Annotated in this window: 15 protein-coding genes; 8 read left to right on the forward strand and 7 right to left on the reverse strand. The window is 27.8% G+C overall.

What is annotated here, in order from left to right:
• Positions 1-3: 3 nt before the first annotated feature.
• The 5 genes from OTK55_RS05350 to OTK55_RS05370 all read left to right on the forward strand — a co-directional run bounded on the left by OTK55_RS05350 (position 4) and on the right by OTK55_RS05370 (position 2,457).
• The gene (locus OTK55_RS05350) at positions 4-492 is read left to right on the forward strand and encodes a flavin reductase family protein (RefSeq protein ID WP_274871057.1); all 489 of its coding nucleotides are present in this window, start codon (positions 4-6) and stop codon (positions 490-492) included.
• A gap of 28 nt (positions 493-520) precedes the next feature.
• Positions 521-658 (forward strand): hypothetical protein, encoded by a 138-nt coding sequence (locus OTK55_RS05355; RefSeq protein WP_274871058.1) that lies wholly within the window; start codon positions 521-523, stop codon positions 656-658.
• 59 nt (positions 659-717) lie between these two features.
• Positions 718-969, forward strand: a complete 252-nt coding sequence (locus OTK55_RS05360; protein ID WP_274871059.1) for a hypothetical protein — start codon at positions 718-720, stop codon at positions 967-969.
• 461 nt (positions 970-1,430) lie between these two features.
• A complete protein-coding gene (locus tag OTK55_RS05365; protein ID WP_274871060.1) occupies positions 1,431-1,817 on the forward strand; it encodes a hypothetical protein in 387 nt (128 codons plus the stop codon).
• A gap of 124 nt (positions 1,818-1,941) precedes the next feature.
• Positions 1,942-2,457: a hypothetical protein gene (locus OTK55_RS05370; RefSeq protein WP_274871061.1), complete on the forward strand. Its 516-nt coding sequence runs from the start codon at positions 1,942-1,944 to the stop codon at positions 2,455-2,457.
• 526 nt (positions 2,458-2,983) lie between these two features.
• Here OTK55_RS05370 and OTK55_RS05375 read toward each other — a convergent pair.
• From OTK55_RS05375 to OTK55_RS05390, 4 genes are all read right to left on the reverse strand, one after another.
• Positions 2,984-3,253: a hypothetical protein gene (locus tag OTK55_RS05375; RefSeq protein WP_274871062.1), complete on the reverse strand. Its 270-nt coding sequence runs from the start codon at positions 3,251-3,253 to the stop codon at positions 2,984-2,986.
• A gap of 10 nt (positions 3,254-3,263) precedes the next feature.
• Positions 3,264-3,551: a hypothetical protein gene (locus tag OTK55_RS05380; protein WP_274871063.1), complete on the reverse strand. Its 288-nt coding sequence runs from the start codon at positions 3,549-3,551 to the stop codon at positions 3,264-3,266.
• A 210-nt stretch (positions 3,552-3,761) separates the two neighbouring features.
• A complete protein-coding gene (locus OTK55_RS05385) occupies positions 3,762-4,739 on the reverse strand; it encodes a transposase (protein WP_274870513.1) in 978 nt (325 codons plus the stop codon).
• 524 nt (positions 4,740-5,263) lie between these two features.
• On the reverse strand, positions 5,264-5,521 hold the full coding sequence (locus OTK55_RS05390) for a hypothetical protein (RefSeq protein ID WP_274871064.1): 258 nt from the start codon (positions 5,519-5,521) through the stop codon (positions 5,264-5,266).
• Positions 5,522-5,620: 99 nt separating this feature from the next.
• On the opposite strand from OTK55_RS05390, the gene OTK55_RS05395 reads away from it, so the two are divergent.
• Both OTK55_RS05395 and OTK55_RS05400 read left to right on the forward strand, forming a co-directional pair.
• Complete coding sequence (locus OTK55_RS05395; RefSeq protein WP_274871065.1) at positions 5,621-6,154, forward strand: hypothetical protein; 534 nt, start codon at positions 5,621-5,623, stop codon at positions 6,152-6,154.
• A complete protein-coding gene (locus tag OTK55_RS05400; protein WP_274871066.1) occupies positions 6,147-6,413 on the forward strand; it encodes a hypothetical protein in 267 nt (88 codons plus the stop codon). The genes OTK55_RS05395 and OTK55_RS05400 overlap by 8 nt, the downstream gene beginning before the upstream one ends.
• 107 nt (positions 6,414-6,520) lie before the next feature.
• Here OTK55_RS05400 and OTK55_RS05405 read toward each other — a convergent pair whose 3' ends face one another.
• From OTK55_RS05405 to OTK55_RS05415, 3 genes are all read right to left on the reverse strand, one after another.
• Positions 6,521-6,730: a histone family protein gene (locus OTK55_RS05405; RefSeq protein ID WP_274871067.1), complete on the reverse strand. Its 210-nt coding sequence runs from the start codon at positions 6,728-6,730 to the stop codon at positions 6,521-6,523.
• A gap of 120 nt (positions 6,731-6,850) precedes the next feature.
• Positions 6,851-8,086: an LL-diaminopimelate aminotransferase gene (locus OTK55_RS05410; RefSeq protein ID WP_274871069.1), complete on the reverse strand. Its 1,236-nt coding sequence runs from the start codon at positions 8,084-8,086 to the stop codon at positions 6,851-6,853.
• Between the two features lie 29 nt (positions 8,087-8,115).
• The gene (locus OTK55_RS05415) at positions 8,116-9,804 is read right to left on the reverse strand and encodes a glutamate--tRNA ligase (protein ID WP_274871071.1); all 1,689 of its coding nucleotides are present in this window, start codon (positions 9,802-9,804) and stop codon (positions 8,116-8,118) included.
• Between the two features lie 404 nt (positions 9,805-10,208).
• On the opposite strand from OTK55_RS05415, the gene OTK55_RS05420 reads away from it, so the two are divergent.
• Positions 10,209-11,345, forward strand: a complete 1,137-nt coding sequence (locus OTK55_RS05420; protein ID WP_274871072.1) for a CapA family protein — start codon at positions 10,209-10,211, stop codon at positions 11,343-11,345.
• Positions 11,346-11,782: the final 437 nt, after the last annotated feature.

Consider the following 11,782-nt stretch of genomic DNA (forward strand, 5'->3'; position numbering starts at 1 on the left):
ATAATGAAGATTGAGGTAGATACTAGTAATTATATTCAACCAGAACCATGTGTAATAGTATCATGTAGAGATAAGAAGGGTAAAGATAATGCATTACCTATAGGCTTTGCTGCTAATGTAAGTTTTGAGCCAAGAATAATCATGATAGCAATAATTGACATAAGATACTCTCATAGTATTATAACTGAAAGTGGAGAGTTTGTTGTTAATATTGCAAGAGAAGATTATAGGGATACTATGAATTACTTTGGAGGTACATCTGGTAGAGATATTGATAAACTAGAGAATATTCCAACTGTTGATGGTGACGTAGTTGATGCTCCATTACTTGTTGATTGTCCTGTGAACTTTGAATGTACTGTTATTGAATCTGTAACGCCAGGTACTCATACAGTATTCTTTGGGCGTGTTGATAAGGTTCATTGTGATGAGGAGTATGTTGATGAGGATGGACTTATCATGTGGGATAAGATTGATGTTTTACAAAATTAATTAAATAATATAGGAGTGTTTTTTTTTTATGAATATAACAGTTATTGTTTATAGGTTTGATGCTGCTTTTGAGGATGTTGGTCCATGTGAAGGCTGTGATACTTGTATAACTAATAGTAAATGTGTTAAAAGAGATAGTATGGATAAGTTAACCTCATCTACTTAGGGCTGATCTTATAGTTTTTGTTACTCCCTTGTATTACTTTGGGGTTGATGCACAGTTAATTGGTTATTGACCGTTTTCATGCTAATAATCATAGGATTATGAATAATGAGAATAAATCTATTTTAATGGCTACTAGTGCTGATGCTAATGACTGGACAATGACTACATTGGAGGTTTATTATAATACTCTTGTGAAGTATCTTGGTTTTGAGGATGTTGGTAGAATTATAGTTACTGGCTGTTATGTTAGAATGGATATTGAGAATTCTGATTATCCAAAGCTGGCTTACTTGTTGGGTAAGAGTTTATGATATTCGATACATTTATATAGAAGGAATACATAATATTATTATATGAATATATATTGATATATTCATATAAGGTATGTATTGAATATAACAAAATTACAATAAAATAATTAAAAATATCTTTGAAAGCATAATGGAGGCCTTAAAATGTCGAGTCATTCGGGCAAGTGTCCCAAGTTAGGACAAAAGACAAAATGGAAGATATATTAATTACTGAAAGATAAAAATAAAAATACGGAATATTACCTCTAAAACATAAATTATCCAAAAAAAGAGCTTTCAGTAATTCTACTTCCATATTATACAAAACAAGAAAAAATACTATTTTTAAAGCATTAAACTACACTAATTTTATAAAATAAATCAAATTAAGTATAATTAATCATCTATTTAAATATTTTCGAAAACTATATATATAATTTTATTATAATATTACACAATCATAAATTTAAGTAGGTTTAAATATGATTGATTGGGATATAGATTCAATAAAAAAAGTAGAAAGTCACTATAACAATATATTTAATCCAAAACTAGATCTAATATATTTTACAAAGACTTTTGAATCAATGTATAAATTTATAACAAATGAAGGTGAAGTATTACCAGATTTACTAAACGATCTAACATACTACACAAAAGATGGAATAAACGCAAAATACAAATTAATAATGCCGACAATAGATGATGATAAAACAAAATCAGAACTAGCAAGGCACAGACTAAAACAAAAAATCTTCCGTAAAGAAGCACTTGAAAAAAGCGTAGACAGCTACTTCAACTATCTACTAGAAGATATTGAGGAATTCACAGATAAATATCCACAATATCAAAATATACTAAGACAATAAAAAAAGTAAATACATAACCTCCATAACTTATTCTTTTTTTTACTAAAACTACCCATTTTTACTAATACAATGATACAAATAATATAATATAATATAATATAACAAATAATTGTAGGATGTAACAATGGTCAATCAAACCAACACATATGCGAATTCAGTAAATGAATTACTAAACAAATTCAATAAAATAATAGATAGAATCATAGAAGGAATAAAAGAAGGAAATTTAGATGAACAAAAATTTAACAAGCTACATGTAGCAATAAAAGAATTCATCAAATTCTCAAAAGACATAACATTTCCCATAATATTTTCATTTGTAAACAGTAATGACTATATACGAGATAAATTATCCAATGACTTCTCAGAAATAAAATTCATGGTACTAAAACTATTAGATAAACTACTAGAATCAATGGACAATATAAAAGACAATACCCATGGAACATATAACCTTACAATACTACTAGAATACCTAGAATTCATAAGTGTAATAATGAACAACTTCGCATACATAATCTATGATACAATAAAATACTCACAAGGACAAGTAACAGAGGAAGACTACCAAAAACACTACGATGAATTCAAAATTAATCTTAAAGAAAATAAAAAGAATTTTGATGAAAAATTCAGATAAAACATATTAAACGCCTTCTTTTCTTTTTTTTGAATAATTTTATTAATAAATGGATTAACTAACAACAACTCAATAAATAGTACAAAAATAGTGAGTTAAGTCTGCTTCTTATTTTTTTTTTAGATTCAGATAGTAACTGAAAATTCTATTATTTTATCATAGTTATATAGTGTAAGCCTAGACTTTGTTAAATCTGTATTATTAATTTCCATGTTTTTTATTGAAAAATTAGTTAATTCTATTCTATAGTATGATATGAATAGTTATAATTAGATAATAACTGAATAATTGAGAGAATAATAACAATTTATCTAATTAAATGCAGTATTTTATTATTCATTTATTTAATTTAAAAATAGTAGTTTATAATTAAAAAGTTTAAAAAGAAAGTCATGTAGATCATGGAGTTGATATTGTAATACTTCTTATGATAGTATAAAACTGTCGTAAAGAAAATAAATATACAAATTTTATACAACTAGGTCAACATAACTATTTTAAAATATTATTTTATTTTTTATTGTATCTATATTCCAAGTGCTTCTAACATGGATTGAATACCTAATATAAATATTACAAGACCACCTATAAATTCAATAGCTCTTGAATATTTAATAGCAATCTTTGTTCCATATGTTCCTAGTAATAACCATATTATTACAACTATTAAACTTAAGCCACCTAATATAAATGGATTTACGTGTGCTACTGTTCCTTGACATGCAAGAACTAAGTTTTCTATGTTACCAAATATTAGTAATCCCCAAAACTCTTTATAATCATCGATAAAAGACATTATATCACCCTTATTCTAATTCTGGATCTTTGTTATATCTAATTGCTTCAATCATTGATTGAAGACCTAATATGAATATTGCAAGTCCACCAATGAAATCAATTATATTTGCATAATCAATGAATATTGAAGTTCCTATAGTACCTATAACTAACCAAATTATTACACATATGATACTTACAATTCCTAGTTTTAATGGATTTGCGCCTTTTACTACTCCTTGTGAAGCTAAAATTAAGTTTTCTATGTTACCAAAGATAATTAACCATATAAATGGTAAATAAGCATCTAAAAACATGTTTTCACCTATTTTTATATTTTGTTTTATAATCACGTATTAATTATTTTTTATAAATAAAGTTAAGAGTTATTATAATTAATTCAAATAAAAAAAATTAATTATTGTTTAAATTACCGTAATTTAAACTTTAATAGCTTATCATGTTTTTTATGATAAGTCTACATATAGTATATAGTAATTAATTCTATTTATGGCTTTGTAGAAATCCTATTTTTGCAAAATTTGAATAGATCTATAAATATTATAAAACACATTTTTTAATTTTGTTTCTTTTATTTGTAATTTCGTAGATCTACTATTGTTTATTCCATTAAATCTTCTTTTTTGAATACTATTCACACATTCTACTTGATTTCTGAAGTTATATACTGGTTTTAAGAAGATAGTTCTACATTTACTCCTATATTTTCCTGATTTTTGTCTAGTTTTCACAGGTATTTGTGGTAATGCTGTTGTTTCTTCTACTATTGTTTTTTTAATTATTTCTGAGTCATATGCTCTATCTGCTAATATATACCGTGGTTTGTACTTCTTTATTGCTCTAATTGCACTTATTGCAAATACTGTATCGAATTTTGGTCCTTTTAAAGCATTGTAATGTCTTATTAACATATATTTTGAATCGATTGTGATATGGTTTTTTATGTATTGTCGTCTTGTTTTATTTGTTCTATTGTTGTAATAGATGTCTGAATAGGAATTAGTGTATCCTGTTCCATCTAAACTGAAATAACACTCTTTCACAGGGAAATATTGTAATAATAGTCTGTTAATATTGTTTATTTGTTTTGTTTCTATTCTTTTGAAGAATTTCTGAATTGTTGTGTGATGTGGTATCGTTTTTAGTCTTAAAGCTTTCTGTAATTTAGTTGATACGTTTAGATTATCAATTGTTGTTCTGTAATCGTATTTATTGTATATTTTATAAGCTATTATTGCAAATAATTGTGGTTGTGTGTATTTTTTCTTTGAATAGTGTGATGAATATTTGTTAAAAGTTAATTTAGCATAATTATATGCTGTTAATACGAAATCTAACATCATATTGTGTGTTAAATTTATTTTTTCATTTTTGGATATTTCTGATAAATAATTATTATTTTGTCTTTGAATTCCAAAATCGAAAAGTTTAAGTTGTTTAGAATTCAAATACTTATTTGTAGAATAGATATTTTCGTTTAGCATATTTATATCTATTCTACTCTTTAAATAAATACTTATTCTTATTGTATTACTTTTAAACTTATTATTATTCTTTGATTTTATAATTTAGATTAATTTCAAGTGTAATTTTTTTATTTAATTATCTATTTTCTATTATAATTTAATTTTAAAAGATCTGATAATGTTTTCATAAAGATTTTTATTATAAAATTATATGTTTTCTACAAAGCCCTATTTATATTATAGTTTTCACGATATCCTGCTTGATTATGTATATTTATTATTAAAAGCTTATTTCTTTATCATAATTAATCATTATATACTATGTTATGTTATATTATTCAAAAAAAGTTAATTTATACCTAGAAACATATTTGTATGTAAATATATTAGATTAATATTCTCTATAAAATAATTAAATTAATTGGTGGAGTATGAGAACTTCTAATAACAATGTACAATGAGGAATATATTTAAAATGTTGGAATTCATATCTTTTCATAAATTAAAAAAAACATTATTATCTTTAATTAAAAAATAGACTATTAATCCTTAAATTCTATAATTTCTTTGATTTCCTGTAATTTTGAGGGTACTAGTCTTATGTCTACGCCGTGATATGTTTTGTAGATGTTTATATATTTTTGTTTACGTAGTGATTTAATGCCTTTCTTTATTTCCTTGCATGAGTATTGATTTAGATTTTTACATATATTAATAATAGGTGTATGATGTTTACCTATACATCCATGTTTAAATAGTGTGGATAGTATGTCTTTTTCTAAATCAGGATTGCTTTTCATATAATATAAATATAGTGTATAACATATATAACTATATGTATAATATTTGTACATAAATATTGATTATATGTTTAAAAAATAAACATAGGTGAATTGTGTATGTATGATAAAATATTTGGAAAATATCCACAGGTAAAAGTAATAAATTACATACTTATCAATCCTAAAAGAGAATACACAAAAAAAGAAATAGCATATGGAGCAAAAATATCACGGGTAACTCTGGATTCATTTATAGATAATTTGGAAGACCTTAAAATACTTATAAAAGATAAAACAACATATAAAGTAAATCTCGAATCAAGATTAGTTAAAACATTGATAAATACACAAATAACATTAGCTGAAATAATGATGAATGATTACTTAGAACAGACTAAAGAACAGAAAGGAAGAGAATTAACTGATGAAGAATTAGATAACTTCATGGATAGTATAGATTATGAAGTAGATATTGATGATGAACTAGAACGGATTGAAGAAAATAAGAATATAATAATAGAACCACCAATTCCTGGACAAGTTACTAATATTAATAAAGCAGTATTCACACCAGAAACAGAGAATAAAGTATCAATAAACAGCTATTTTAATAATAATGATAAGACTAGGAGAATGATTAATTATGGATAATTTAAATAATGATTTAAATAATGGACAAATGCCAAAAATAGTATTCAAAGATAGTGAAACAAAATCAGTAAATGGAGCTGTATGTGTAGGCTCAAAAGATCAAATAAGATTAGCATTTATTGAGGAAAAACTTTCAAGTGATGATTTTGGTAATGTTGAAATGATACAGGAATGTAACACACAAGTAGTTATGACACCAGAAGTAGCTAGAAATATTATACAGGTACTTCAAGATAATCTTGCATCAAATAATTATTAAATTATTTTCTTCTCCTATCTTTTAATCTTTTTTTTGAATTATTATGTGAAAATTAGTATTTAAGTAAAAAATATTCATGTAAAAGAAGGTTATTGTAAAGAAGAGAATTAGTAGAAGTGTTTTAAAGCTAATTCTACGTCTTCTGCTTGTATTGTTTTACGATCTGCATGTTTTGCTAAATCAATAACAGCACTTGCTAGTTTTTCTGTGTATGCTTCTACAGCTTCAACGATTTTTTCTTCTGCGTCTTTACTTATTCTTTCTGCACCTGCGTTTTTAACAATTCTAGTTACTGGTGCTTTTGGTATTTCTGTCATTTTTTAACATCTCCTTTAAAATTAATTTGTTGATAGTTTTATTTAAGTATTTCTTAAATCTACTTAATTAACGTAGACAAATGTGGTATTTCCACTATTTTCTAATAAAAAATAAAATTATTAGAATTCTAATTTAGAAATTCTGTTCATAGCTTCAATAGTATTTTCATAAGTATTAAATGCTGTTAATCTAATGTAACCTTCACCACTAGGACCAAATCCAGCACCTGGAGTACTTACAACATGAGCCTCTTTTAATAAAATATCAAAGAAACTCCAGGAATCAATATCATTAGGAGTTTTAAACCAGATATATGGAGAATCTACACCACCATAAACATCTAAACCTATTTTTTCAAGACTTTCACGAATAACCCCAGCATTTTTAGAATAATAATCCAGATTTTCCTGAATCTCTTTTTTACCTTCACTAGTATAAATTGCCTGAGCTGCACGTTGAACTGGATAGGATACTCCATTGAATTTAGTAGATTGTCTTCTATTCCATAATGGATTTAATTGTACGTCATTACCTTTAGAATCTTTAAGATATACTTCCTCTGGAACAACACAGTAAGCACAACGTGTACCAGTAAATCCTGCTACTTTTGAATAACTTCTGAATTCTACTGCAACATCTCTTGCTCCTTCTACCTCATAGATACTGTGTGGTACATTAGGAGTTTTGATAAATGATTCATAAGCTGCATCAAATAATATTAATGCATCATGTTCATGTGCATAATCCACCCATTCTTTTAGTTGACTTTTAGTAAGAGTTGTACCAGTAGGATTATTAGGATAACATAAGTATATTATATCAACTTCTTCCTCTGGAAGGCTAGGAACAAAGTTATTTTCAGCAGTTGCTGGAAGATATGTGATATTTTCATAGAATCCATCATCACCCATTTTACCACTACGTCCTGCCATAACATTACTATCCACGTATACAGGATAAACAGGGTCTGTCACTGCTATTTTATTATCTTTAGAGAATAATTCCTGGAAGTTACCAGTATCACATTTTGCTCCATCACTTATGAATACTTCAGAGTTTTTAAGTTCAACGCCTAATGGTTTGTAATCATGTTCAATAATTTCATTTATCAGAAAATCATATCCCTGTTCTGGTCCGTATCCTCTGAATGTCTCAGGTTGTCCTAGTTCATCCACAGCTTCTTTAAATGCTTTTACTACTGATTTAGCTAATGGTCTTGTTACATCACCAATACCCATTTTTATTAAATCAACATCTGGATTTTCTTTCTGGTATTCATCTACTCTTCTTGCTATTTCTACAAATAAGTAATTATTTTGTATTAAACTATAATATTCATTTACATTTGCTGTCATATTTATCACCATTAAAAATTTTTATTATTTTAGTTATGTGTATAATAGAATGTTATTTCATCATCTTCTACTTCATCTACACGTGCAAATCCGAATCTTTCTAATTGTACTATATCATCAACTTTAACATCAGAACTGTCTTTTTCGATAAATCCATCTACAATGGTATTATCCGGCATTACTACTTTTGCTTTAATTGAATCTTCTACAGGTACCCATTGGATGATACTTGCATGTTTACTTTGTGCTTCTTCTAGTGATTCACTATCATATGTTACATCACTACTAGTAACATCAATGTTGATTAAATCCATTAATCTTAATGGTTTTTTATCTAATGCTTTTTCATAATCATCTTTTGGTATGTAAGCTGATCCATTGAAGTTAAGATTTCTTAATCCTTTCTCTGGCTTGTTATAATGTAATTCTCTTGTTACACTCATTGATTGTTTATCTTCTGGTAAATCCTTGACATCTACTTTTACTGGGTTTGGTATGAAGAAGTACCTGTTAGTGTTTTCTTCTATGATTTTACGGTTTAATCCATAGATTTTCTTCCAACTTATTGTTGCATCAGCCTGTTTTGTTCCTATTTCTTCGATTAATTCGTATAATGCTTCTTTTTTAATTCCACGTCTTGCTATTGCTCTTATTGTTCCAAGTCTAGGATCATCCCATCCAGTGTATTTACCATTAGCTATTCCTTCACGTGCCTTGGATGTGCTTAGTAGTACATCATCCATTTTTAATCTTCCATAATGGATGAATTCTGGTATTTTCCATCCGAAGTGTTTGTAAAGGTAGGATTGTTTTTCACTGTTTGCTAGGTGGTCTTTTCCTCTTAGTACGTGTGTCATTCCCATCAGATGGTCATCTACTGTTACTGAGAAGTTCATCATTGGATATATTCTGTACTTGTTTCCTAGTCTTGGGTGTTCTTGATCTACTATTCTCATTGCAACCCAGTCACGGATAGCTGGATTTTTGTGTTTTATATCAGTTTTTACGCGTAGTACAGCTTCTCCTTCTTCCATGTCCTCGAATTTATCCCATAATTCCATGTTTTCTTCTATTGTATGACTTCTACATGGGCATGGTTGACAGTTGTCTTTGAGCTTCTTGAATTCACCAGCATCACAGGTACACATATATGCTGCTCCTATTTCTATTGCTTTTCTTGCATATTCATAGTAGATTTCTAGTCTATCACTCTGTATGTATACTTCATCTGGTTTGATTCCTAGCCATTCTACATCTTCTGGTATTGCTGTGTATGCATCAGGCTCTACTCTTTTTGGGTCAGTGTCTTCAATTCTTAGTATGAGTTTTCCGTCATATTTCTTCTGGTATAGCATGTTTAATAATGCTGCACGTGCATGTCCTATGTGTAATGGTCCTGATGGGTTTGGTGCAAAACGAAGTGTTACTTTTCCTTTTTCTGCATTTTCTAGTTCTGGTAGTCCTTTAGGTTTTTCCTGTGTTCTTTTATGTTCTTCTAATCCACCATATTTTTCTAGTTCTGATTGTTGTTCCTCTGGACTTAGACCATTTACTTTAGCACTCAGTTTTCCTGCTAATTGTGAAACTGTTTTTGGGTCTTTTCTCATCTCAGGATGTTTTGACATAACCATTCCTATGACAGATCCTGTCTGGCATTTATTTCCATGTTCTACTGCGTTTGTTAGTGCATATTTATATATTGTTTCCTCAATATCCAAGCTACTGCATCCTCCAAAAAATTATAATTATGTTAAAATTAATGAATATTTAAGTAATTTAATTCTATTTTTAAAAAAAAATATTTAACAACTTATTTTTTAGTATATTTATATATTTGTATAACACGTTATAAAAAAATTTAGAATATATTATTATCTCTCTTATATTATGCAATGTTAATAGTTGATTATCATTAACTGTGATACCCTCTTGTTTTGTCATATATTTATTATTAGATTTTCCATTATTAGATTTCTCTGAATACTATAAGGAGTTGTAATAGTAATAATTTCCATTAATTGCATGAAAAGATTATTAGATGCTTTTAATAAATACTATTAATAGAATTTATTAGAGAATAAGCAGATTATATTTTAGAATATGATGATAATCTAAAAAGGAGTTGATAAAAATTACGAAATCGTCTTTATCAAATAACTTAAAAAAGAAAATAGGTATATTGATAGTTCTTATTGTTATCCTATTAGCTCTCTTAGTAGTATTTCATCCATTTTCAGGTGCTGATGCTATGGGAGGTATATGTGAATCAGTAGAGAAGGGTAATCTATCCGTTACGGTTACAGGGGATGTTATGTTTGGCCGTAAAATGCCAGGTGTATTATCTACTAGTGAAAGTCCTTACAGGTATGTTAGTAATGTAACAGGACCCTCTGATATCCTACTAGTAAATACTGAGAATCCTTTTACAACCTCTGGGGATGCAGTAAAACCTGATGTACCATTAAAGGCTGATCCAAAGTATATTAATCTAGTTAATGGAACTAATCATACTGTTATTGCAGCTAATGCTAATAACCATGAGTTTGATTATGGTGTTAATGGTATGAGGGATTCTATTAAGAACTTTGATAGTGCAGGTATTAAGCATATAGGTGCCGGTGAAAACAAACAAGAGGCAACAAGTCCCGCTACAATTGAAGAAAATGGTCATAAGGTAACTATATTTAACTATATGGATAGTAGTAATTTCCAGGAGTATAGTAGTGAGGTAATGCCAGTAGCTGGAGATTCAAATCCGGGTTATTCTGCATGGGATGATAATGAATCACCTAAACAGATTAGTGAAGCTAGAAATAATGGTTCTGACTTTATAATTGTATACATGCATTATGGTAATGAATATAGTAGAACACCTAATGATTCACAGAAAAACATTTCACATAAGGCAATTGATGCTGGTGCAGATACAGTTCTTGGTGCCCATACTCATGTAACTCAGGGTATTGAAATGTATAATGGTAAACCTATATTCTATAATCTTGGTAATTTCATGTTTGATCAGAGTAACACTGCTACACATAGAGCTTACTTTGTAAACTTTAATTTGACTGGTGATAATGTCACAGCAACAGTTTACACAGTAGACCTTGTTAATTACTTACCACATTTCATGTCTGCATCAGATGGCCGAGCTCTTCTTGAAGAGTTAAATCCACAGTGCTCTGATTTATCAATTACGGACAGTGGAACTGGAAAGTTATCATTCAAATTGGGAAATAATACTACTAGTAACCAGTAGTACATGTTTCTCTATTACATCTTCCCCATTCTCTTTTTTTAATAACTTGGAAAATAGGTTAATACGACTACTTCATACATATTTTCCAGATTCTTTTCATAACTTTATAAAACTATTATAATAATATTCACATTTCCCCTATAATATAATAATAAAAATTAGCTCTACTACTGTTCTGGTATTACTCAAATCCCATTATTCTTTTAGCAATTCATGTGATGTGAAATTAATCATGGATATAAATACATTATAAGTGATAACCTATACCACAAGAATAGAAGAAATGTGGCAACTATTAGATTTTTATTCTATTTCGAAAATAGTATTAAACAATTGATTATATAAGTTAATATAGCAAATTTACTTTTTTCAATAATAATCTTATTTTTTGTAAATAAATTATTTTCAGATAAAATTTTAAATATTTTGAGATATTT

The organism is Candidatus Methanosphaera massiliense (assembly GCF_028890305.1).
GTDB lineage: Archaea > Methanobacteriota > Methanobacteria > Methanobacteriales > Methanobacteriaceae > Methanosphaera > Methanosphaera massiliense.